This window comes from Helicobacter macacae MIT 99-5501, from assembly GCF_000507845.1.
Lineage (GTDB): Bacteria > Campylobacterota > Campylobacteria > Campylobacterales > Helicobacteraceae > Helicobacter_B > Helicobacter_B macacae.
The window spans coordinates 219,115-241,131 of sequence record NZ_KI669455.1 but is presented as its reverse complement, the minus strand read 5'-3'; the positions used below and the strand labels follow the sequence as shown (position 1 = coordinate 241,131).

Annotated in this window: 19 protein-coding genes and 3 pseudogenes; 8 read left to right on the top strand and 14 right to left on the bottom strand. The window is 40.5% G+C overall.

What is annotated here, in order from left to right; genetic code table 11:
- Positions 1 to 369: 369 nt before the first annotated feature.
- The 4 genes from HMPREF2086_RS08565 to HMPREF2086_RS08550 all read left to right on the top strand — a co-directional run bounded on the left by HMPREF2086_RS08565 (position 370) and on the right by HMPREF2086_RS08550 (position 1,347).
- On the top strand, positions 370 to 591 hold the full coding sequence (locus HMPREF2086_RS08565) for a type II toxin-antitoxin system HicB family antitoxin (RefSeq protein WP_023928382.1): 222 nt from the start codon (positions 370 to 372) through the stop codon (positions 589 to 591).
- Positions 581 to 778, top strand: coding sequence for a type II toxin-antitoxin system HicA family toxin (locus tag HMPREF2086_RS08560; protein WP_023928381.1), 198 nt, complete (start codon positions 581 to 583; stop codon positions 776 to 778). Before HMPREF2086_RS08565 ends, HMPREF2086_RS08560 begins: the two co-directional genes overlap by 11 nt.
- A gap of 81 nt (positions 779 to 859) precedes the next feature.
- Positions 860 to 1,096, top strand: a complete 237-nt coding sequence (locus tag HMPREF2086_RS08555) for a hypothetical protein (protein ID WP_023928380.1) — start codon at positions 860 to 862, stop codon at positions 1,094 to 1,096.
- Positions 1,093 to 1,347, top strand: coding sequence for a type II toxin-antitoxin system RelE/ParE family toxin (locus HMPREF2086_RS08550; RefSeq protein WP_023928379.1), 255 nt, complete (start codon positions 1,093 to 1,095; stop codon positions 1,345 to 1,347). Before HMPREF2086_RS08555 ends, HMPREF2086_RS08550 begins: the two co-directional genes overlap by 4 nt.
- A gap of 266 nt (positions 1,348 to 1,613) precedes the next feature.
- Here HMPREF2086_RS08550 and HMPREF2086_RS08545 read toward each other — a convergent pair whose 3' ends face one another.
- From HMPREF2086_RS08545 to gatA, 3 genes are all read right to left on the bottom strand, one after another.
- Positions 1,614 to 3,011: an FAD-linked oxidase C-terminal domain-containing protein gene (locus HMPREF2086_RS08545; RefSeq protein WP_023928377.1), complete on the bottom strand. Its 1,398-nt coding sequence runs from the start codon at positions 3,009 to 3,011 to the stop codon at positions 1,614 to 1,616.
- A gap of 262 nt (positions 3,012 to 3,273) precedes the next feature.
- Complete coding sequence (guaB, locus tag HMPREF2086_RS08540) at positions 3,274 to 4,905, bottom strand: IMP dehydrogenase (protein ID WP_023928375.1); 1,632 nt, start codon at positions 4,903 to 4,905, stop codon at positions 3,274 to 3,276.
- 28 nt (positions 4,906 to 4,933) lie between these two features.
- On the bottom strand, positions 4,934 to 6,295 hold the full coding sequence (gene gatA / locus HMPREF2086_RS08535; protein ID WP_023928374.1) for an Asp-tRNA(Asn)/Glu-tRNA(Gln) amidotransferase subunit GatA: 1,362 nt from the start codon (positions 6,293 to 6,295) through the stop codon (positions 4,934 to 4,936).
- A 376-nt stretch (positions 6,296 to 6,671) separates the two neighbouring features.
- On the opposite strand from gatA, the pseudogene HMPREF2086_RS12185 reads away from it, so the two are divergent.
- A pseudogene (locus tag HMPREF2086_RS12185) lies at positions 6,672 to 6,872 on the top strand (hypothetical protein); the annotation flags it as partial.
- Positions 6,873 to 7,033: 161 nt separating this feature from the next.
- The gene (locus HMPREF2086_RS11240; protein WP_034561544.1) at positions 7,034 to 7,804 is read left to right on the top strand and encodes a glycosyltransferase; all 771 of its coding nucleotides are present in this window, start codon (positions 7,034 to 7,036) and stop codon (positions 7,802 to 7,804) included.
- 60 nt (positions 7,805 to 7,864) lie between these two features.
- Here the strand turns inward: HMPREF2086_RS11240 and HMPREF2086_RS08520 are convergent, their stop codons facing one another.
- The 8 genes from HMPREF2086_RS08520 to lpxB form a co-directional block, all read right to left on the bottom strand.
- The gene (locus HMPREF2086_RS08520) at positions 7,865 to 8,602 is read right to left on the bottom strand and encodes a hypothetical protein (RefSeq protein WP_023928370.1); all 738 of its coding nucleotides are present in this window, start codon (positions 8,600 to 8,602) and stop codon (positions 7,865 to 7,867) included.
- Positions 8,603 to 8,638: 36 nt separating this feature from the next.
- Positions 8,639 to 9,253: an ATP phosphoribosyltransferase gene (hisG, locus tag HMPREF2086_RS08515; RefSeq protein ID WP_023928368.1), complete on the bottom strand. Its 615-nt coding sequence runs from the start codon at positions 9,251 to 9,253 to the stop codon at positions 8,639 to 8,641.
- 3 nt (positions 9,254 to 9,256) lie between these two features.
- A complete protein-coding gene (locus HMPREF2086_RS08510) occupies positions 9,257 to 9,943 on the bottom strand; it encodes a type III pantothenate kinase (RefSeq protein ID WP_023928367.1) in 687 nt (228 codons plus the stop codon).
- A gap of 10 nt (positions 9,944 to 9,953) precedes the next feature.
- Positions 9,954 to 11,189, bottom strand: a complete 1,236-nt coding sequence (locus HMPREF2086_RS08505; protein WP_023928365.1) for a hypothetical protein — start codon at positions 11,187 to 11,189, stop codon at positions 9,954 to 9,956.
- Positions 11,190 to 11,203: 14 nt separating this feature from the next.
- Entirely contained in the window at positions 11,204 to 12,031 is an 828-nt protein-coding gene (locus tag HMPREF2086_RS08500) for a hypothetical protein (protein WP_023928363.1), read from the bottom strand.
- A 139-nt stretch (positions 12,032 to 12,170) separates the two neighbouring features.
- Positions 12,171 to 12,626, bottom strand: a complete 456-nt coding sequence (gene dut / locus HMPREF2086_RS08495) for a dUTP diphosphatase (protein WP_023928362.1) — start codon at positions 12,624 to 12,626, stop codon at positions 12,171 to 12,173.
- A gap of 29 nt (positions 12,627 to 12,655) precedes the next feature.
- The gene (gene greA / locus HMPREF2086_RS08490; RefSeq protein ID WP_023928361.1) at positions 12,656 to 13,144 is read right to left on the bottom strand and encodes a transcription elongation factor GreA; all 489 of its coding nucleotides are present in this window, start codon (positions 13,142 to 13,144) and stop codon (positions 12,656 to 12,658) included.
- A 43-nt stretch (positions 13,145 to 13,187) separates the two neighbouring features.
- Positions 13,188 to 14,420 (bottom strand): lipid-A-disaccharide synthase, encoded by a 1,233-nt coding sequence (gene lpxB / locus HMPREF2086_RS12180; protein ID WP_408605745.1) that lies wholly within the window; start codon positions 14,418 to 14,420, stop codon positions 13,188 to 13,190.
- Positions 14,421 to 14,879: 459 nt separating this feature from the next.
- On the opposite strand from lpxB, the gene HMPREF2086_RS08480 reads away from it, so the two are divergent.
- The gene (locus HMPREF2086_RS08480; protein ID WP_023928359.1) at positions 14,880 to 15,299 is read left to right on the top strand and encodes a Fur family transcriptional regulator; all 420 of its coding nucleotides are present in this window, start codon (positions 14,880 to 14,882) and stop codon (positions 15,297 to 15,299) included.
- A 438-nt stretch (positions 15,300 to 15,737) separates the two neighbouring features.
- Here the strand turns inward: HMPREF2086_RS08480 and HMPREF2086_RS08470 are convergent, their stop codons facing one another.
- From HMPREF2086_RS08470 to dnaE (HMPREF2086_RS12555), 3 genes and pseudogenes are all read right to left on the bottom strand, one after another.
- On the bottom strand, positions 15,738 to 16,004 hold the full coding sequence (locus tag HMPREF2086_RS08470; RefSeq protein ID WP_023928358.1) for a hypothetical protein: 267 nt from the start codon (positions 16,002 to 16,004) through the stop codon (positions 15,738 to 15,740).
- 519 nt (positions 16,005 to 16,523) lie between these two features.
- Positions 16,524 to 18,272, bottom strand: a pseudogene (gene dnaE, locus HMPREF2086_RS12560) (DNA polymerase III subunit alpha); the annotation flags it as partial.
- A gap of 159 nt (positions 18,273 to 18,431) precedes the next feature.
- Positions 18,432 to 20,114, bottom strand: a pseudogene (gene dnaE / locus HMPREF2086_RS12555) (DNA polymerase III subunit alpha); the annotation flags it as partial.
- Between the two features lie 521 nt (positions 20,115 to 20,635).
- Between dnaE (HMPREF2086_RS12555) and HMPREF2086_RS08460 the strand changes: the two are divergent.
- Entirely contained in the window at positions 20,636 to 21,682 is a 1,047-nt protein-coding gene (locus HMPREF2086_RS08460) for a cytochrome-c peroxidase (protein WP_051397687.1), read from the top strand.
- Positions 21,683 to 22,017 lie beyond the last annotated feature (335 nt).

The window sequence follows — 22,017 nt, the reverse complement described above, 5'->3', positions numbered from 1 at the left end:
ACGATAATTTATATGGCTGATTTTAAGCCTTAAAAATCTAATCAAATATTCTTTCTAAAATACTTCAAAAACACTTAAAAACCCTAAAATCCTCCATAAATCAAAACCTATTTCACATTTTGTCATACCAACACTTTATCTTGTCATACTAAGGCTTTAGCCGAAGTATCTCAAAAGCCACATAGAGATTTTTAGCGTAGTGCTCAATATGACAAACAAACAAATCACAATATGACAACACTAACGAGTTAGAATCTCAAATCAATAAGCTAGTCTATCAACTCTACGACTTAGATTCAAACGAAATCAAAATCATAGAATCCAAATAACTATGCTACAATACGCGACAAATTCACTAAAGGACAAGCAATGCTCATAAACGCAGTGATAGAAAAAGACGAAAATGGCTACTTTGCTTTTGTGCCTGAGCTAAAGGGTTGCGTAAGTGAGGGAGCAAGTTTTGAGGAAGCTAGAGCAAATATCAAAGAAGCCATTGAGCTATATTTGGAGAGTTTGGGGGAGAGCGAAATACAAAGTATTGCCACAAAAGAGGCGATGATAACGCCTATCGAGGTGGCATTTGGGCGATAAGCTACCCAAACTCACGGCTAAAGAAGCAGAGGCATTGTTGCTACAAAATGGCTTTGTCATTGATAGGCAAAAAGGTAGCCATAGAATCTATAAAAAAGACTCCAAGCGAATGGTATTACCACACCACAGCGGGAAAACTTTGCACCCAAAGATTATCAAAGAGCTATTTGAGGTTTTAGAGGATTAGCAAATCGCTAAATCCCCTTTAGCCAAATCCATAGAATCCAAATAAGTATGCTACAATACGCCAAAACCTAAAGGAGTGAGTATGACCATAGACTTGCCAAAAGAAGTGGAAAACTTTGTCATCAGTGAAGCAGACAAAGAGAACATCAGCCATAGCGAACTCATTCAAAGGGCTTTGGCGCATTTGGCGCACGAGAAGCGAATCCAAAATTACAAAAACGACATAGAGCTAATCAAACAAGGCAAAATGAAAATGCTAAGCGCGGAGGAAGTCTTTGGCAATGTGCGAAAAAGGCTTAAAGAAAGTCGCAAGAAATGAAAGTGATATTTAGCGATAGGTTTGAAAATGAACTTTTTGCCATTGCGGATTACATAAGTTTGGATAGTCAAAAACGCGCTGATTTATTTGTGGAGGAAGTGGAATCGCGTTGTTATAATCTCGCCACTATGCCCTATAAATGCCGAAAGTCGCTAAAATTTGATGATGAGAGTGTGCGTGATTTGATTTGCAAAGGCTATGTGATTCCCTACCTTATCAAAAATGTGTGGGAAGCAGAGGAGCAGGACTAAGTCTGCATTTTTAATTTGATACCCACTTTATCATACCAACACTTACCTTTTCATACTCAAGGTTTTTTGTCATACTGAGGGCAAAGCCCGAAGTATCCAAAAAAAAGCCACAGATTCACCACTTGCCACTTCACTTTGCTATACTTTTTGTCATACTTAAGCGTAAGCGAAGTATCTCAAAGACAAAAGAGAGATTCTTTAGTCGCTAGCTTGCTTTAAGTATGACAAAAATGCTATGCAAACTCAAACACGAATTATTTAGAAAATTACTTAAGTCCCATTTTGTGGGGATTTAGGATATTATTTGGGTCAAATGCCCTCTTTATCGCGCCAAAAAGCTCCATTTCCGCCTCGCTAAAGGCTAGGTGCATAAAAGGTGCTTTGCTTAGTCCGATTCCGTGCTCGCCACTTAGCGTGCCCTCGAGTTCCACAGCGATTTTGAAAATCTCCTCGATACACTTATGCCCCCGCGCGAGCTCGGCTTCATCAAGCGGTTTGCTCGGGTCGCCCACCATTACATTTGTATGCACATTGCCGTCCCCTGTGTGCCCAAAGCAGGGAATCTTAAAGCCATATTTCTCACTCATCTCCCCGATACGCGCTAGGAGCTCGGGCAGGCGCGAGCGAGGCACGGTAATGTCCTCGTTGAGCTTTTTTTTGCCATAGATATTGATACTTTGGCTTGCGTTGCGCCGTGCGAACCACAAATCCTCCTCCTCTTGGGCATTTTGCGCGATTTTGAACTCCGTGCAGCCATTTTCTCTAAATCGAGATTCTAGACTCGCAATTTGGTCTTCTATCAGCACTTCTAAGTCCCCATCGACTTGTGTTATGAGTATCGCGCCCGCGTCAAGGGGCAAGCCTTTGTGAAATTTCTCCTCCACCGCGCGAATGCTTAGGTTATCCAAAAACTCCATTGCCACAGGCGTTATGCCACTTGCCATAGTTTTATACACGGCATTCATCGCAGATTCAATGCTTGGAAACACGCCCATAGCGGATTTTTTGAACTTAGGCTTAGCAATGAGTTTGAGCGTGATTTCGGTGATGACGGCGAGTGTGCCCTCGCTTGCGATTAGGATTCCCGCGACATTGTAGCCCGCGACATCTTTTATGGTTTTTTTGCCCGCGCGGATTATCTCGCCATTTGGGAGCACCGCTCGCAGTGCCATTACGAAGTCTTTGGTGATTCCGTATTTTGCGGCACGCATTCCGCCTGCGTTTTCGCTGACATTGCCCCCCAAAGTGCTGTAATCTTGGCTTGCAGGGTCTGGCGGGTAGAAAAGCCCGCGTTTTTCCACTTCGTTTTGAAAGATTTTATTTACCACAGCGGGCTGGACACGGGCGATGAGGTTTTTTTCATCGATTTCTAGAATCTTGTTAAAGTGCTTTTCTAGGGCGAGGATTATCCCGCCTTGAGCGGGCAAAGCCCCACCTGTAAATCCACTGCCCGCACCGCGCGGGATAACGGGGATTTTGTGTGTGTTTGCGTATTTGAGAATCGCGCTTACCTCGCTCTCATCACGCGGAAATACCACCGCTTCTGGCTCGTATCGCTCGCGCGTGGCGTCATAGCAGTAAGCTAGCAAATGCGCTTTGTCATCGTAGCAATTCTCCTTGCCTACGATATTTTGTAGGGCTTTTATGTGAGCACAATCAAGCATTTTATCTCCTTTGTGTGTTGTGATAGGTGTGTTTTGTGATTGGACTAACTTATTATTGTGAGTTTTGTCGCTGTAAAAAATATTTATAGATTTTTTTTAGATTTGGCAAAATGGTGTGAGATTTTGCTTTATCATCGCCAATTAAGCCAAAAACATAGCGATTGATACAGATTCTCTCGTGCCAAACTTGCTTATGAAAATATAAATCTTATGTTTTGCCTACTATACAAATCTATATGTCTAAAATCTAATCGCGTAAAATCTAGCCGTGATAATTTGGGGCTTCTTTGGTAATGTCAACATCGTGGACATGGGATTCTCTTAAGCCTGCTGAAGTGATTTCTACAAATTCTGCTCTCTCCCAAAGGCTAGATAAATCCTTTGCTCCTAGATACCCCATAGAGCTTCTAAGCCCACCTACAAGCTGGTGTAGGACATCGCCTATGCGTCCTCGATATGGCACGCGCCCCTCTATCCCCTCTGGGACTAGCTTTTCTTGGGCAGTGCCCTCTTGGAAATACCTATCTGCGCTTCCTTTTGACATAGCACCGATACTGCCCATACCTCGATAGCTTTTATACTGCCGTCCTTGATATAGCACCAAATCCCCCGGGGACTCCTCCGTGCCTGCTAGAAGTGAGCCTATCATCACGCTTGATGCGCCAAGTGCCAAAGCCTTTGCTACATCGCCTGAATACTTTATCCCGCCATCTGCGATGATAGGCACACCGCGTTTTATTGCCACTTGTGCGCAGTTGATTATCGCAGAGACTTGAGGCATACCTACACCTGCGACAATTCTCGTAGTGCAGATACTGCCCGGTCCTATGCCGACTTTTATAGCATCTGCACCTGCGGAGATTAGGTCATTTGTGGCTTGTGCGGTTACGACATTGCCAACGATGACTTGGACATCTAGCGTATTTTTTATGCCCTCTAGTGTGGAAATGACATTTTTGGAATGCCCGTGTGCAGAATCAAGCACAAGCACATCTACACCTGCTTCGACTAGAGCTTGCGCTCTATCAAGCTGCCCTACCCCGATAGCCGCACCCACGCAAAGCCGTCCTTGCGCGTCTTTGTTTGCGTTTGGATACTCGATTCGTTTTTGAATGTCTTTTATGGTGATAAGCCCTTGCAAGATATTGTTTTTATCGACTATGGGGAGTTTTTCGATTCTGTGAGCGTGCATTATTTGCTGTGCTTGCTCTAGGCTTACACCCACATTTGCCGTTACAAGCGGCATTTTTGTCATCACATCGCCCACTTTCTTGCTTAAATCCTTTTCAAATCGCATATCACGATTGGTAAGAATACCTATAAGCAAGCCATTTTCATCTACCACAGGCACGCCCGAAATCTTGTAATTATCCGTGATGACTTTTGCATCTGCTAGGGAGCGATTTGCTTGGATAGAGACAGGGTCGCGGATAATCCCACTCTCGCTTTTTTTGACTTTGTTTATATGTTCAGCTTGCATTTGTGGTGGCATATTTTTGTGGATAATACCTATGCCACCATATCGCGCCATAGCAATGGCAGCTTTATACTCCGTAACGGTATCCATAGCAGCGGAGATGATGGGGATATTTAGACTAATAGTGCGGGTAAGCTTAGAGCTAGTATCCACTTCCTTTGGTAGCACGGCAGAATACGCAGGGATAAGCAAAATATCTTCAAAAGTAAGGGCTTTTGGGAATGATTGAAAGGGAGGTTTTGTTGTGGCTAAAAATTTGGGATTAGCAAAGTTTGGGCTAGATTTTGTAGTGGATTTTACATTTGCTTGTGAAATGGATTTTGACTGCGTAAGTGGCTTTGAGGTGTGGGATTTTGGCTTTTTTGTTTTGGCTGGATTTGGAGATTTTGTTGTGGATTTTGCGGTGGGGTTTGTCATTTGCTCGCTCCTTTTTAGATTTGCTACTTTAAGAGAGTGCACTCTCAAGCGCGTAAGCACAATCTAGCACGGATTGTTCATCAAAATGCTTACCAATAAGCTGCATACCGATAGGAAGCCCATCGCTATCTTTGCCCACAGGGATACTTATAGCTGGCAGTCCTGCTAGATTTATACCTATGGTGTAAATGTCGTTTAGATACATTTGTAGAGGTGTTTGCATCGTGCGAAACTTCGGTGCAGTGCTTGGAGCGACAGGGCACAAAATCAAATCTGCGTCTTTAAATATTTCATCAAATTGTGCGCGGATAAGGGAGCGCATTTTTTGCGCTTTTAGGTAGTAGGCGTCATAATACCCACTGCTAAGGACAAAGCTACCTAGCAAGATTCTGTTTTTGACTTCTGTGCCAAATCCATTTGAGCGCGTGGAGAGATACAAATCTTTTAAGCTGCGTTTGCTTGTGTCGGCATTTTGAGCTCGATTGCCATAGCGCACGCCATCAAAGCGCGCTAGATTTGAGCTAGCTTCTGCTGTGCAGATGATGTAGTAGGTAGATATGTGAAAGTTTGTATCAAGCATTTTTTTGGGCAAGATTTCATTGCCGCTAGATTCTAGGACTTTTATGGTGTTTTCATAGGCTTTTGCCACGCTAGAATCCGCATCTTTGATAAAATCCCTTAGCACAGCGATTTTGAACCCTCTCTCTTTGTCAAGTTTGCTAAAGCACTGCAAGGGGGCTTTGCGTGCGCTTGTAGAATCCCTCTCATCGCCACCGCTTATAGCATCTAGCAAAATAGCGCAGTCTTCGACATTTTGCGTGATAGGTCCTATTTGGTCTAGGCTAGAGCTATAAGCGATGAGTCCATATCGGCTTACGCGCCCATAAGTAGGCTTTAGCCCTACACACCCGCAATACCCCGCAGGCTGACGAATCGAGCCACCTGTATCACTACCAAGTGCTGCGATAGCTAGCCCTCCTGCCACAGCTGCAGCACTTCCTCCAGAGCTACCACCGGGGACACGCGAAGTGTCGCAGGGATTTTTCGTGCGTCCATAGCAGCTAGATTCTGTGGTGCTTCCCATAGCAAATTCGTCCATATTTGCTCGCCCAAAAGCACTCATTCCATTTGTGTGTAGATTTTCTATCACAGTGGCGTTATAAGGGGATTTGTAGCCTTTTAGGATTTTGCTTGCACAAGTGATTTCCCAGCCTTTTACGCTTATGTTGTCTTTTATAAGGATTGGCACACCGCTTACCTCATCATCGCTGAAGTCTATATATGCGTTTAGCTCGGCATTTTCGCTTTGCTTGGCTAGATTTTGTATTTGGGATTTTAGCTCGTTTTGCTCTGGCTTGCTAAGGCTTAGGGCTTGCTTTAGCGTTATCATATTTGCTCCTTAAGAAATATAGCTTGTTTAGACTACTATTGCGTGGGATAATCGTGGCGACATTATAGACAAAAATAGCTTAAAGAATCTAAAATTTGGGGGTATTATTGTGGGCAAGTCTTAGTGCAAATGCAATAAGGCGTAGTAAAGTATTTGATTTGCTTTTGTAATGATTTTTATAGAGAATTTATGTGGTGTTGCAATAGCACTTGTGAAAAATGATTTATGACTAGGCATTGGAGTGATATTCATTGCTAATCATCTAAATTTTGTATCCAAATTTTGTTATAATGGCAACTTTTGATTTGATAGAATTTACACGATTCACTATTTAACCTATGCACGATTTGACTTGCGATTTACTTAGGAGGTGCAAATGCTAGAATACGCGATTTTCCTAACCAAAAGGGCGATTTTGCAGTTTTTATGCAATTTTATCCCATTCAAAGCCACTCGCAAAAAGGCGCGAAACGCCATCTTTGATAAAATTGATAAAATCATCACACTTGATAAAGTCGATTCGCACTTGCCTAATGCAGTTTTGGCGCAAATAAACGCGCATAATAACGAATATTTCATCACTAAAAATCGCCAAATCGCTGCGATTATAGGGGGGGGGGGGGGAGCGATAATCCGCACACCGATAACAAGCGCAATACCCAAAAGACACACTTTGGCTACTTTGACTTTGATAAAAATTCATCTAATCCACACTTACCGCTTAATCCTTGGGCTTTTATCCGCGTTTGTAACGAAGCTATCACGCTTAGGGCTTGTTTGGAGAGCATACTTCCTGCCATTCAGCGTGGGATTATCGCTTATAATGACTGCACGGACGGCAGTGAGGAAATCATCTTAGATTTTTGTGCGAAATATCCTACTTTTATCCCCGCGAAATATCCGCATCATATTGAGATTCACAATCCACAGCGCGAAGAAAATAAGCTACATAATTACTATAATTTCGCCCTATCTCATATTCCCAAAAAGCAATGGCTTATTAAAATCGATTGCGACCATATTTATGATGCGAAGAAGCTATATAAGGCGTTTTATTTGCCAAAAAGTCGTTTTGATAGTGTGATAAAGCCACGATTTGATATACTTATTAGAGAAAGGCGAGTGTATATTAGAAAACTAAAACACGGCTTGATACAAGATGATTTTTTGTTTCGTGGTGTTGATGATTGGCTGATTTATAATAATGGCTTAGACTTTGTAGTTTGGCATCCAAATGAGAATAGTAAGCACCTATTTTTTGAGACTTTGACTTGTAGAAATCGAAGGCGAAATATATGCACAGAGCTAAACAACTATCACTTTCCGTTTGTGAAAAACTCACGCGCGGGATTTGGTGATGATTGGATTAAGGGTGCGTTTTTACTAGATGAAATCTGCCAAAGTCCGCTTGTCGGCACACGAATCGACCCAAAGTTGCTTAATAAAGACAAAATCTTAGCGATTTATGATAGCTTTGATTGGAGCAAAGCAAATTATAAAAAGCCTTAAAATGTTATTTTAAAAAATGTATGGTTTGATAAAGTGGAGAATTTTCCTAAATGCAAGGTGCTACCAAACGGTTGCGATGATTTTGATTCTATTTTGTGGGAGTTTGGCGTTTTTGGTATTTTGTTTTGTCGTAAAAGAGATGATTTTGCTATCTAGCCCGCTAAATGAAGTGCCTTTAGATTCTTGTGTGGATTTTTTGGCTGATTCTTGGGGAATTTTTTGCGCGGATTCTTGCGCAAGGTTTTGATTTTTGGGATTTTTATCTTTGCTTCCATCATCATTTTTGCCACTTTCATCACTGCTATTAGCTATCTCACTGTGCTCTTTGCTCATATCTATGAAAGTAAGCCGCGCTTTGGTGCAAGTATTTTCATTTGATTTGCATACTCCTAGCCAAAAATCAATGCTTAAGCTACTTTTATCATCACTCCAAGAGTAAGTGTAGCCATACCTTATATCTAAAGGCATTTCATACGAAACCACATAATTATGGCTTTTTGTAGGTAGATTGCGCTCCAAAGCATAGCCAGATTTTTGGTGGGTTTTGCCGTATTGTCTTAGATAAAGCTGATAGGCAGTTGGTATATCTCTAGCCTCTATGATGATTTCTCTTGTTTTGCCCCTCTCACCACACTCGCTTGTGTTGCTAGCAAAGCGAACCTCACAATCCACATACCCCATCTCCTCCCATCGCCATTTGCCCCACTTTAGCTCATCTGCGATGGCAACAAATCCGCATATATGCGACACTATTGCCACTATGAGAAAAACCTTTTTGTATTGATTGTGTTTTATCATAATCTTGCCTTTTTAGTATTGCGTTTTGCCAAAAATTTAATGCTCTAGTGCGACTTCTATCCTAGAGCAAAGCTCCAAAATCGCGTGCTTTTTAAGCGAGAAGCTATTAAAATTTGCGATTAGATACGCGCTAGAATCTAGGATTTTCTCACTCTCTATGAGGTTGTTTGCCCTCATCGTCTCACCCGTCTCTACAATATCTACAATCCCATCACACAGCCCCACAAGCGCAGCTAGCTCAATAGAGCCATATAGCTTTATCATATCAATAGGTATGGCTTTTTGAGAAAAATACTTTGCAGTGATATTTGGCATTTTTGTAGCGATAGTAATCTTTGGCTTTGAGTAATCAATAGGCTTGTGTGCGTGTGCGCCAACCACCACGCGACATTTGCCTATGTTTAGATTTAGTAAGCGCATAATGTTATAGGGCTGCTCCTCTAGCACATCTAGCCCCACCACGCCTATATCGGCAGCTTGATGATAGACATAGGTGGCGACATCTTGACTTCGCACAAGCATAAAGCAAAAATCGCCTTTTTGCAAGATGAGCTTCCTATCATCAAAGCCAAAATCCTCTCCAAAAATGCGAGAAAAAAGCTGCAAAGTTTCCTTAGCAATGCGCCCTTTTGGAAGTGCAATATTTAGCAAATCCTACTCCCAATCCAAATCCATAGGGGCTTCTTCTAGCTCTTGCACGCTTTGAGCTCTGCGCCTTTTTTCTAATGCCCTCTCAATAGAAATCCTCATACCACGAAATACCATAGTTTCATCATAAATCGCTTGTGCAAAAAATTTCGCTAGATACTTGCCATCGCCACCTGTAAAATATGCTTTTTTTGAGCCAATCGTGTTTTGGATAGTCAAAATAATGCTTTTTAGCATTCCATAAGTGATACTATCTTTGGTATTTAGTGGTAGCTCTTTTGGCTCATAAGTGAAGTTTATCCCTCCTACAAGTAGTGGAGATATGCGTCCATACGCGCCTATCATTTCATTAAACCCCGGTAAAATATAGCCGCCTTGATGTCTGCCACCACTCATCACATCTACGGTAATAGCCGTCCCCGCATCGATTATCACGCCATCTCGCACGCATAGACACGCAGCTTTTCTATCCACACCAAGCCCCATATACTCCGTAGGCAAATCAATAATAGATTCTAAATCATAAGTGGTTTTAAATGTTTTAGTAAGGATTTTTTCATTTTCTGGATTTACGCTAATGTAGTAAATCTCTTCATTAAACATTCTTCTGTGCAGTGAGCGGGGAAGCAGGTGGGTTACTTTTCCATTGCTCCAAAAGTGAAAATGCGTGTTGCCTATATCGCATAGTAGCATAGTGTCCCCTTTATTGAGATGTTATAAAATCGGCAATTTTGGCAAAATCAAAGTAGTATCTGTTGTAATAAAAAATATTTTTGGTATAGAAATGAAGCTTGTTACTCATCATTTTGCCAAATGTATCTTGTGCTTGATAGACTTTGTGGCTGAAGTTTTCCAAATCTAGCGCGATGATAAAGCTACCATTTTTCTCATAAGTGTATAGCACATTGTTTGCTACGGACATTCCCTCCAAACTAGCGTATTCAAATTTCCTAGTATTTACTTCTCGCAGCGTGTGGTCAAGCTGTGCGATTTTGCCCTCTAGGGTAAGTGCATATAAATAGCCATTTGCAAAGGTTATGTCTTTTATGTCCTCTTGGTAGCTAAACTGCTGTCCAGAAACAATGCTTATGAGCTTTTTTGGTGTGGCGGCAAATATGCGAACATCATCGCCTTGCAAATAGATAATGTTATTAAAAAACTTCTCGCTTGATACAATGATATTTCGCTGTGTTTCGTAGTTTTGCAAGCTCACAACCAAAATCCTCCCATCAAGAGTTGGAAAAACCACCACAGAGTCCAAAAATAATGGCGCAGCTATAAGCTGATTTACCGCTAGGACTGCGCTACCTTTTTGGCTAAAGACGGATTTGTAAGACTCGCTATTTTCTCCACTATTTTTAAAATCTTTGTCAGCACTTTCATCTTTTGCAAAATCCACATTTGCAAAATCCGTGCTAGATTCTAAAGAAATAATATGGCTTGTGTTATCGGTAGTTACAAAAGCAAGTAGATTTCCCTTTAGGCTTGCGCTGATAGCACAGCCTTGAGTTTTTAGCTTGATTTGTTCTTTTGTGCAAGCGGAGTTTTCCTCTTTTATCGGGCAAGTCCCGCTATCAAACGCACTCTCATCAATCACGCTAGCCCTCACTAGCAGCATCTCATCACACCCTTTTGCAAAAATATAATACCCTCCAGACTCGTTTAAAAATCTTGCATCTTTGGGGATAATCTCTTTTATTTGCTTATTTATGGGGACAAATCCACTTTGGGTTAGGAGCGAGCCGTCTTTTAGCGTGGCTACATAGCGATTGTTTTGGGCTATGGGCGTGGGGAGTGATTGAGAAAAAATAATCTCTCCATCGACTTTGGCAGGTGTATAAAATTTCTTTGAGCTACAGCCTAAAAACACCACGCAAGAAATAAATGCAAGCGTGAAAATCCGCGCAATGTCGATAAATTTAGTCCTATTTTGATTCATTAGTCTGCCCTATTTTATTTCTCTTTAGCCTCTGTGTCTGTTTGGCTGCTAGGCTTTGGCTCAATCTTTGAGCTAGAATCTTGCAAATCAATGCTTTTTGCGCTAGATTCGTTTGTGTTAGATTTTTGCTGTGTGCTAGGTTTTTGGGCATTTTCCTCGCTAGATTTTGTGGATTCTTTGGGTGTTTGAAGTTTTATAGACTCTAGCTTGGTGGATTCTAGTGGGAGTTTATCTATGCCATAATGCTCCATTTGCCTAGCAATAGAATCTAGGCTTGACTCGCTAGAGACACCATTTAGCACCTCGCGAGCTTTGTCAATGTCGTTATTTTTTAGTAGCAAATATGCTTCTTGGATTTTGGCAAAATCTTTTAGCGAGTCGTTTTGTTTTTTGGGATTTTTGGCAATAGTGCTAAGTGCTTGCAAATCCTCTTTTAGCGAAGCTAGCTCATAGCTTGCGATTTGAGCGATAAGCTCATTTTTTGATTGGCTTAGCTCCTCTAGCTCGGCTATACGCGCCTCTTTTTGACTAGAGAGGTTTGCATAGATAAATGCGTCATAAAGTTTGGGGGCTTTGTTTTTTAGATTTTCTCTTAGCACGGTGTTTTGTGGAGATACAAGCAGCTCATTATATATTTGGCTAATCTCTTTGGCATTTTTTTCCTCGACATAGTCGCTTGCTACGACTATGGCTATCCATAGCACTACCACAGCGACAATCCCAAGTAGCACAAACTTGTATTTTTTAAATAGCCTCTCTAGTTTAAAGGCGTTTTCTAGTAGTTTTTCATCGTTTTGAAACTCGCTCTTTATGGTTTCCAAATCTTTGCTTAGTTTGCTCAAAACTTTACTCCTTACATTTTTGGTTTTGCTTGAAATCCTTTGCTTTATGCAACTCTACGCAAGCTAACTTGCGATTTTGACTAAAGCATTGGATTTTGGCTTATGCTACATTTTTGGGCTTATCTGCACCTATGTTTACTTAGATTTTGCTACCAAATCCACCACTGCTACCAAAGCCCTTTGTCCCACGCTCGCTCCCACCTAGCTCGCTTACCTCGACAAAATCCACTTGCCACACTCTTTGAACGACTGCTTGGGCGATTCTATCGCCTTTGTGGATAGTGAAATCCTCCTTGCCAAGATTTATCAAAATCACCATTATTTCGCCACGATAGTCGCTATCTATCGTGCCCGGGGTATTTAGCACGGATATTGCGTTTTTTATGGCTAGCCCAGAGCGAGGACGCACTTGGATTTCATAGCCACTCTCTATCTCAAAGGCAAGCCCCGTGCGAACTGCTATACGCTCCCCTGCCTTTAGGCATACCTCATCAATAGAGTGCAAATCAAATCCTGCAGCCTCAAGCGAATGATAGCGCGGGATAATCGCTTCTTGGCTAAGTCTTTGCACTTTCAAGGTAGGGCTAGATTGCATTTGCTTCTCCAAAATTTTTTTATGAATTTTTAGTCTTGCTCAAAGTTAATTGGCTTGTATGAAATGCTTAGGATTTCAAAATCACATTCTCCGCGTGGCAAAGTGATATTTACTTCATCGCCCACTTCTTTGTCTAGCAAGGCTTTTGCGATAGGCGAACCATAAGAGATAAGTCCACGCGAAGAATCGCTCTCTATGCTACCCACAATCGTATAGGTGGATTTTTTCTCACTATCCAAATCCAAAATCTCAACCGTGCTACCAAAGCTAACTTTATCGTGTGGTAGCTTGGAGGGGTCGATGACTTGGGCTTGTGCTAGCATCTCGCTCAAATCCTTTATCCGTGCGTCAATAAAAAGTTGCTTTTCCTTTGCAGCGTGATATTCAGCATTTTCTTTCAAATCCCCGTGTGCACGAGCAATATCGATTTCTTTGATGATATTTGGACGCTCAACTTCTTTGAGGTTTTTTAGCTCGGAGCAAAGTTTTTGATGTCCGTATTGTGTGATTGGCTGCATAAAATTCTCCTAAAAATATAAGCGCATATAATACCAAAATCTGTTAATCCATTAGCAACATATTTGCGACATTTTGCGCACTTCCATAATATTTTTTGTGTGGGATTTTGTCATCATTTTTATGATTTTTATCCTTTGAATTTTGCGCACTAAGATATTCCCACAACTCTTTAGCGCATTTGATAAAATGCCCATTTTTTGCTCTCTCTAGCTCTCTATTATACGCACTCAAAAGATTATCCACACTCATATCGCCCTGTATTAGCTCCTCGTGCATTTTTGATTCTCCTCTGCCTGCGCTCTCGCCACAAAGAGCGTTATAAAAAATATTTGCTAGCCCTATGTAGCGTAAGCCTACAAACACCCTTGCAATGAGATAGTCCAAAGTAGCAGCCTTGTAGCACAGCACAAAAGGTGTGCCTAAAAGTGCTGCTTCTAGTGTGGCTGTGCCAGAGCAAATAAAAGCAAAATCCGCTTCTTTTAGGGATTTTTGCGTATCAAAACTTAGCTCAAACCCGCTTAAATCTCCATATATAGATTCTAGCTCTTTTTGATTTTTGCTTGCAAAAAATGTGGGGATAACGAGGGTTTTTGTGCATATATTTTTTTGCTCTAGCGAATGTGCCACCTCTGTAAATGTAGGGAAAATCCGCGCTATCTCACCCCTCCTAGAGCCCGGCATAAACACAATATGCTTTGCAATATTCTTTGTAGGTTTTTGTGGATTTTGATTTTGTGGGCTTTTGTCTTGCAAATTTTGCGTTTGGGAATTTTTGCCTTGTGCACCTTGTGATTGCCTAGATTGCCTACTTTCTAGGATAGTGAAATCTAGCCCATCAAGCAAAGGGTGTCCTACAAATTCTATCTTTTTGTCCTGCCTTGCTTCTAGCGAATAGTAGCTTAGCTCAAAAGGCAAAATCGCTAGCAATTTATCAAAAAAGGCTTCTAGCTTTTTTGTCCGCCACGGCTTCCAAGCCCACACTTGTGGCAATATATAATAATAAATCGGGGCTTTTATCCCGCTAGATTTTATTTTTTTGGCAAGTGGTATGTGAAATGAGCTAGAATCCAAAAAAAGGATTTTATCCGCTTCTTTTGCGGCGTGTAGCATAGTTTTTTGCGCTTTTAGTATGAATGGTAGCTTTTTTGCCACATCGACAAAGCCCATTATGGAAAAATCTTGCGAGAAAAATAGTGGAGTAAAGATGAGATGATTTGATATAAAGTCATTGATAAAATCACTGGCGATAGCGTCTTTTGGGCTCGCAATTTGCATAGATTCTAGGTTTTGCGTGGTTTGTTCTTGTTTGAACTCTTGTGATAATTCTTGCAAGATTTGTTGCTCTAAATTTTTATCAAATATGCCTATGATTTGGATTTTTGTGATTTGGATTTTGGGCAAATTTATTGGAAGAAAATTTTGCGAAGTTTTTTGTTGCTTATCTTGTGTGTTTTTCTCTTTTGGCACAGAATTTATAGCTTCTTTTATTATTTTTCTTATGATTTCTTTTATGACTTTTTGGGCGTGGATATTGGAGCTTGGCTCTAACGCGCTAAGTAGGAGTTTCATAATCTTCGCTTTTATGTGAGATTTGGTAGTAAAAATCCCTAAATTGTATAACAATTTACTTAATTTTTTATACGAATGAATAAAAATATTTATTTAATTATGCTAAATTACTAGGTTAAGTCAAGCCACATAATGTGGCTTATTACAATACAAAAGGAAAAAACAATGGAATTTGAAGCAAGCCTAAAGGCTAAAAATCTCAAATCCACTCCACAGAGAATCGCTATTTTGCGTGAGATACAAAAAAACGGACATATCGGTGTAGAGGACATTTATCACAATATCAAAAAAAACTATCCTTGTATTTCTCTAGCCACTGTGTATAAAAATGTCGCCACTCTCAATGAAGCGGATATACTGCGCGAAATCAAAGCCCCCACACAAAAGCAAAAATATGAACTCGCTTGCGACAAACACATACACGTAAGCTGTGAAAAATGCGGCAAACTCCAAGATGTCTATGCCAATGTAGACGCACTATCAAATGAGTGCAAAGAAAAAACAGGATTTGATTTGTTTGATATTTCGGCGGTATTTATCGGCGTGTGCCCGCAATGCGCCAGCAAAGAGAAAAAAGCGATATAAAATCTTTGTGCCAAAATCGCTTTATTTGCGCGCTTTTGGCACAAAAGCTAAAAAACAAGCAAAACCTCACACAATCAAAAACTTCCAAAACTTCATAGCCACAAAATCCCTCACAAAATGCCTTTGGTAAGAATCTCGCAAAGTATTTATTACACAAAAATTTATTACAAGTGGATTTTTGGCTTTCTAGGATTCTAAAAAACACGAAAATAAAGCCACGCAAAATATCACAAACGCTTAAAAATATATTTTTGTGATTCTGTCCGTGCGAAAATAATGCAAACGCATTGATGAAATCTAACAAAGAATCCAAATAAATTAAATCAAAAAATAAAGAAAAAGTCCAAGAAGTAAAATGCAAAAAGTAAAAAAGCAAACCTAGCCTAGAATCCAAACCTAGAATCTATCACAAAAAACGATTCTAGGCTAGAGAAATCATCACGCGCTTTTTGGGGCGTGGCTGATATGGTGCTTGGAGGCATTGTGCGTATGATTGCCCTCTTGTAAGCTATTCAAACCACCCTGCGTGTCCTGAACGCTATGAACCCCCTGCAAACTCCCCAAAGAGTGCAAGCTCTCCTTGAAGTGCATATCTTTTATCTGCTTTCTCACGCCGTATCGTATCTTTTCTACTTCCATATACAAAAAATACCCGATTACCACGATTGGCAAAGCATACATACATACAACTACAATCACAGACATACTATACTCCTTTATGTGGTTTTTGAATCTTTTGAGATTTGCTAACCAAATCCCAAAATCCGCTAAATTCAAAATTTACTAACTATCAAAGTAGCAAGAAGCATTCCAAACCTAGCACGCAAAAAACAGCTAAAAACCACCAAAACTACACAAGCCTGCGCAAAACTCACGCAAGCACCAGAAATAATATGAATACTACGCCTCCACTAAATCTAGCCACTCCACACCCTCTATCTCTTCCATAGCCAAGACATCTTCTTTTATCCTATCGCTTACGAGAAAATGGCTTTTAAATCGATATTGTCGCCCCTCCTCTTTGATGATTATGTGTAGCTCTCGCTCGCCTGCGTTTGATTTTGCTGAAGCAGAGATTTTCTCTAGCTGTTTTGGGCTTACCTCTCTGCTTAGCACTAGCCCTAGCGGACAGCCATGTCCAAATCCTATGTCTTTTATGTCTGCTACTTTGAAATCCTCTTTGGAAATATACTGACCATCTGCTTCCACATAGTCATCTCTCTGTTTATACTCTATGCGGATTCTTTGCTTTTTTGCCTCCTCAAATGGCAAAATATCAAACACCCTCACTTGGTTTTCTTCCTCTCTCTCCTCGATTTTGCCCTTTAGCACGACAGGCTTGTTTAAATCTAGCATATCAAGTTTTAGTAGTCCTTGCTCAAATATGGTGATTTCGATTTCGCCCATCAAGTCTATCACTTTTAGGCTACCATAGATTTTGCCACTTTTTTTGCCAACTTTTTTTGCTACGCTCATTACCTTTACGATAAGCATAACGCTAGAGCCTACTTTTAGTTCCTCGATTTTGTCGATTCCCACCACATTTTTTATGGATTTTATCTCTTTTGCGTATTCATCAAGTGGGTGTCCTGTGATATAGATTCCCAAGCTTTCATACTCATACTCAAGCATTGTCTTAGTGTCAAACTCTTTTATGTCCTTAAAGTCAAAAATCACTTCAGATAGCTCCTCTTTTGAGTCGCTAAATAGCGAGCTATCGATAGTTTCTTCAAGTTTTTGTTTGTTGCGCCCGATTTCACAAATCGTATCAATATGCTTCATCATACACGCACGACTAAACCCTAGATTATCCAAGCTGCCTGATTTGATAAGTGGCTCTAGTGAGCGTTTATTTAGCTTTGAGAAATCCATTCTTTGGACAAAATCTTGCAAGTTTTTAAACTCCCCACTACTTTTGCGCGTCTGTATAATGTCGTTTATGACATCTTTGCCCACGCCTTTTATCGCGCCAAGTCCAAAGATGATTTTTTTGGTAGTGCTAGATTTTGGGCTAGAGTCCCCACTAGATTCTATGCTAGAATCCACTTGGGTAGAATCTGTATTTTGCGCCTCTGTGGATTTGGCATTATCTTTAGACACTGCTACATCTGCCACACCAAAAAACTCCACAGATAGATTGATATGGGGAGGCAATACTTCTAGATTCATATTGCGCGTTTCTTGGATATATTTTGCTACTTTTGTGATTTTGTCAGATTCTACTGTGAGCTGTGCAGCCATAAACTCGTGCTTATAGTAAGTCTTTAGATATGCGGTTTGAAATGTCAGCATAGCATAGGCAGCAGAGTGAGATTTGTTAAACCCATAGCCTGCAAATTTTACGATTAAATCCCACAGCTCGCGGGCTTTTTTCTCATCGTGTCCGTTTTTTAGTGCTCCTTGTGCGAATTTTTCTTTATTGTCAGCCATTATTTGCTCATCTTTTTTTCCCATAGCGCGGCGGATTAAGTCTGCTTCGCCTAGTGAAAATCCACCGATAACTTGGACGATTTGCATAACTTGCTCTTGATAGACGATTGTCCCATAAGTGGGCTCTAAAATCGGCTTTAACTCTTTAAACATATAGGTTACGGGGGCTAGTCCGTGCTTGCGATTGACAAAGTCATCTACCATACCTGACTCCATAGGTCCGGGACGCCCAAGCGCGATAATAGCGACAATATCTTCAAAGCAAGATGGCTTTAGCCTGCGAGATAGCCCCTGAAACATACCAGATTCTATTTGGAAAACACCGAGTGTATCGCCACTTTGGATAAGTCTATACACCTCTTTGTCATCGACATCTACTTGGGTGAAATCTATGCTTTTGCCATATCGCTCTTTGATTAGCTTTAGCGTGTCATCAATCTGTGTTAAGTTTTTTAGCCCCAAAAAGTCAAATTTAACTAAATCCACAGGCTCTAGATATTTCATCGAATACTGCGTAACAATCACGCGAGAGCTATCCTCTGTGGCTTGTGGATTTTGCTCGCTAGATTGTGCTAAATCTTGGCTATTTGAGCTTAGTGATTCTGCGCTTTGATTTGCTTCATCTTCATTTGTTTCGTTCTCACTTGTTTGACTTGCACTAGATTTGGATTTTTTCTTTTTTTTCTTATTACGAGAATCTAGTAGCGTAAAAAGTGGAATCTTATTCCACAGCTCTTGAGTGCTATCTAGCACGATAGCAGCAGCGTGTCTACCTGCATTGCGATTGAATCCCTCGACTTTTAGGGAGTTTTCCCACACTTTTTTGGCAAGAGGATTTTGCTCGACTAAGGCTTTGATTTTGGGCTCTAGCTCCCACGCCCCCTCAATAAATTTGCCATCTTTTTCATAGCCTTTTAGCGTGATTCCAAGCTGTTCGGGGATAAGTTTTGCAAACTCATCAGCATCTTTATATGGCATATCTAGCACGCGAGCGACATCGCGTATCACGCCTTTTGCAAGCATTTTGTTAAAGGTAATGACTTGAGCGACATTGTATTTGCCATATTTATCCACCATATATTTGATGACTTCTTGGCGTCTGCGCTGACAAAAATCCGTATCAATATCGGGCATACTTACGCGCTCTGGATTCAAAAACCGCTCAAAGAGGAGATTATACTTCATCGGGTCAATATCAGTGATATGCAGGCAAAACGCCACAAGACTTCCAGCGGCACTTCCTCTACCCGGTCCTACGGGGATTCCCTGCTGTTTTGCGTAGTTGATAAAATCCCACACGATAAGCATATAGCCCGGGAATTTCATCGAAGAGATGATGTCTATTTCGTATTCTAGTCGCTCTTTGTAGCTTTGGTGTTTTTCTTGTGGGATATTTGCTAGTCGCTCTTCTAGTCCTTTTCGTGCTTTGTATTTGAAATACTCCTCATCACTCTGCATATCTAGCCCCTCTTTTTGGGCGTATTCTTTGGTAAATTTAAAACTAGGTGGCGTGGGTGGATTGTGCTTATCATCTTTTAAGTCGATTTTGAAGTCTTTGCATTTATCTGGGATTTCTTGAGTGTTTGCTATTGCCTCTGGTATATCTGCAAAAATACGCTCCATTTCTTGTGCAGATTTTACATAAAATTCTTTGACAGTATGCTTCATTCGCTCCTGACTCATAGTCTTGCCCATTCCTAGACACATTATGATTTCTTGGAAATCTGCGTCATCTTTGGTAGCATAGTGCGCATCATTTGTGGCGATAACTTTTATGTCGCATTCTTTTGCGATTTGCAAAATCTGTGTGTCGATTTTTTCTTGTGCTTTGATTCCGTGTCGCATTATCTCTAGGTAAAAATCATCACCAAAAATCTCTTTGTATTCTAGTGCTGCTGCCTTTGCTGCTTCATAGCCACCCGCGCCACGCATTAGGTTTTTTTCGCTCAAATTTAGATTCCAATCCACTTCTCCAGCCAAGCACGCACTTGAGCAAATCAGCCCCTCACTCCGCTCACGCAGGATTTTTTTGTTGATTCTAGGATAGAAGTAAAATCCATTGATAAAGGCTTGTGAACTAAGATACATAAGGTTTTTATACCCTATTTCATTTTTGGCATAAAGGCATAGGTGAAATCTCTGTGGCGTGGCTTTGTCGCTTAGATTTTCGTTGTTGTGTAAGTAGGCTTCCATACCTATTATGGGATTTATGCCATATTTTTTCATTTTTGTATAAAAATCAATCGCACCAAACATATTTCCGTGGTCAGTCATCGCAACAGAAGTCATACCCAGCTCTTTAAGTCTTTTGGCTAGGACTTCTAGCTTGTTTGCGCCATCTAGGAGGGAATACTCGGTATGTAAATGTAGGTGGGTATAGCTCATTTGACACTCCTTTGTTTTGATATAAATTTTGTTGTTTTATGTGCTTTTTATATGTGGCTTGTGAGGGGGTAATATCTATTGTGTATTTTGACAAAAATATATTACAAAACCACAAATATATCTCACATATTTTTACATAAATCTTGTTTGTAAAATTTGCTTGTAATTTTTATATTTTGACAATCGCTAGCATTATAATAAAAACTCATTTAAGAAGTCTTTAGAATCTTATAAAAAGTGTAAAAATTTATTAAAATTTTTGTTTTTTAAGCGTGTGTAAAAATGTGGATTAAAAAACTTTTTATCATAATTTGGCTAAAATTGATAAGCTAGAATTTGAGCTAGAGATTTTGCCAAAATTTTGCCCCGAGATTTTTATCTAGTTTGTTTATGTAAATTTTGCTATTCAAGGAGAGAAAATGCGATTTCACACTTTATTTGCCAACCTTTTTTCTGTGTCGATAAGGGCTACCATAAGGGTTACAAGCGTTGCTACAAAGACTGCTAGATGCGTCATAGCTATGCTATCACTGCTATGCTTGCTACCACTGCAAACCACACTACAAGCACAAAATCCTAGAGAACTTATGGAGGATGCTAGAGATGCGGGGCTTTTGCCTATGCCTCAAGGCAAAGACTTGGAGGACTATCAACGGCTACATATTGAAAAGCAAAATATCATCAAAAACTATTCGCCCAAATTTACCCCCACTCAAATAGAGCTAGGCAAAAAGCTGTTTTTTGAGCCTAGACTTTCTCGCTCGGGCAATATCTCTTGCGCTAGTTGCCATAATCTAGGGCTAGGTGGCGCGGAGGTTATGCCTGCTGCTATCGGGCATAAATGGCAGTCAAACCCACAGCACCTAAACTCCCCCACTGTGTTTAACACCCTCTTTAATCGTGTGCATTTTTGGAATGGTCGTGTAAAAGATTTATCCCACCAAGCCCAAGAGCCGATGAAAAATCCCGTAGAAATGGCAAACACCGAGCGAGATATTATCGTTACTTTGCAGTCAATCCCTGAATATGTCAAGGAGTTTAGAGCGGCTTATGGAAATAATGTAGTCATAGATTTTAAGCTAATCGCTGATACTATCGCACTTTTTGAGATGACGCTAAATACACCTAGCAGATATGATGATTTTTTGCGAGGGAATCCAAAAGCACTAAGCATAGAGGAGCAAGAGGGCTTAAGCCTTTTTATCGAAAAGGGCTGCACCAACTGCCACAAAGGCATAAATCTAGGGGGGACAATGCAACCATTTGAAGTCAAAAAACCTTATGAATTTGCCCATATAGGTGGGTTTAAGGGCAATAAAGACGGCGAGGTAAAAGTCCCCACACTGCGCAATATCCTCCACACTGCGCCGTATTTTCACAATGGGCAGTATTGGGACATAAAAAATGCGATAAAAACTATGGGGGAAATCCAGCTTGGAATAAAGATTGATGATGAGGATACACGCAAGATAGAGAAGTTTTTTGAATCCCTAAATGGCAAATACCCCATCATCACTCAACCTATCTTGCCACCTAGCACGCTAAAAACTCCTAAGCCAGATTACTAGGCGAGGATTTTATAAACGCTATTTGCAAAATCTATACAAAATCCATAATAGATTAGGTGGCTTTTAGTAATTTTTAGTAGCAAAAAACAAGCTAGATTTTATTAGATTTATTTGGGGATATGTGAAAGATGTTTTGTGTAAAAATTTGATTCTCTTTCAAGCCTGATTTCCTAAAAACTCTATGGCTTTTTGCATTTTTGAAATTTTGAAACCACGCTTTTTAAGTCGCACTTGGCACATTACGCACACTTGAAATATCTTTGGCAGATTCTAAAAATAGCAGATTTTGCACCAAGCTATGCAAGGCTAATAAAAAAACAAAATCTAGCAAAGCC

Excerpts from the sequence above, each read along its gene's own strand:
- HMPREF2086_RS08565 (WP_023928382.1), top strand. The coding sequence starts at position 370 with ATGCTCATAAACGCAGTGATAGAAAAAGACGAAAATGGCTACTTTGCT.
- HMPREF2086_RS08555 (WP_023928380.1), top strand. The coding sequence starts at position 860 with ATGACCATAGACTTGCCAAAAGAAGTGGAAAACTTTGTCATCAGTGAA.
- HMPREF2086_RS08550 (WP_023928379.1), top strand. The coding sequence starts at position 1,093 with ATGAAAGTGATATTTAGCGATAGGTTTGAAAATGAACTTTTTGCCATT.
- HMPREF2086_RS08545 (WP_023928377.1), bottom strand. The coding sequence starts at position 3,011 with ATGCTTGATTGTGCTCACATAAAAGCCCTACAAAATATCGTAGGCAAG.
- guaB (WP_023928375.1), bottom strand. The coding sequence starts at position 4,905 with ATGACAAACCCCACCGCAAAATCCACAACAAAATCTCCAAATCCAGCC.
- gatA (WP_023928374.1), bottom strand. The coding sequence starts at position 6,295 with ATGATAACGCTAAAGCAAGCCCTAAGCCTTAGCAAGCCAGAGCAAAAC.
- HMPREF2086_RS08520 (WP_023928370.1), bottom strand. The coding sequence starts at position 8,602 with ATGATAAAACACAATCAATACAAAAAGGTTTTTCTCATAGTGGCAATA.
- HMPREF2086_RS08510 (WP_023928367.1), bottom strand. The coding sequence starts at position 9,943 with ATGCTACTATGCGATATAGGCAACACGCATTTTCACTTTTGGAGCAAT.
- HMPREF2086_RS08505 (WP_023928365.1), bottom strand. The coding sequence starts at position 11,189 with ATGAATCAAAATAGGACTAAATTTATCGACATTGCGCGGATTTTCACG.
- dut (WP_023928362.1), bottom strand. The coding sequence starts at position 12,626 with ATGCAATCTAGCCCTACCTTGAAAGTGCAAAGACTTAGCCAAGAAGCG.
- greA (WP_023928361.1), bottom strand. The coding sequence starts at position 13,144 with ATGCAGCCAATCACACAATACGGACATCAAAAACTTTGCTCCGAGCTA.
- lpxB (WP_408605745.1), bottom strand. The coding sequence starts at position 14,420 with ATGCAAATTGCGAGCCCAAAAGACGCTATCGCCAGTGATTTTATCAAT.
- HMPREF2086_RS08480 (WP_023928359.1), top strand. The coding sequence starts at position 14,880 with ATGGAATTTGAAGCAAGCCTAAAGGCTAAAAATCTCAAATCCACTCCA.
- HMPREF2086_RS08470 (WP_023928358.1), bottom strand. The coding sequence starts at position 16,004 with ATGTCTGTGATTGTAGTTGTATGTATGTATGCTTTGCCAATCGTGGTA.
- HMPREF2086_RS08460 (WP_051397687.1), top strand. The coding sequence starts at position 20,636 with ATGCTATCACTGCTATGCTTGCTACCACTGCAAACCACACTACAAGCA.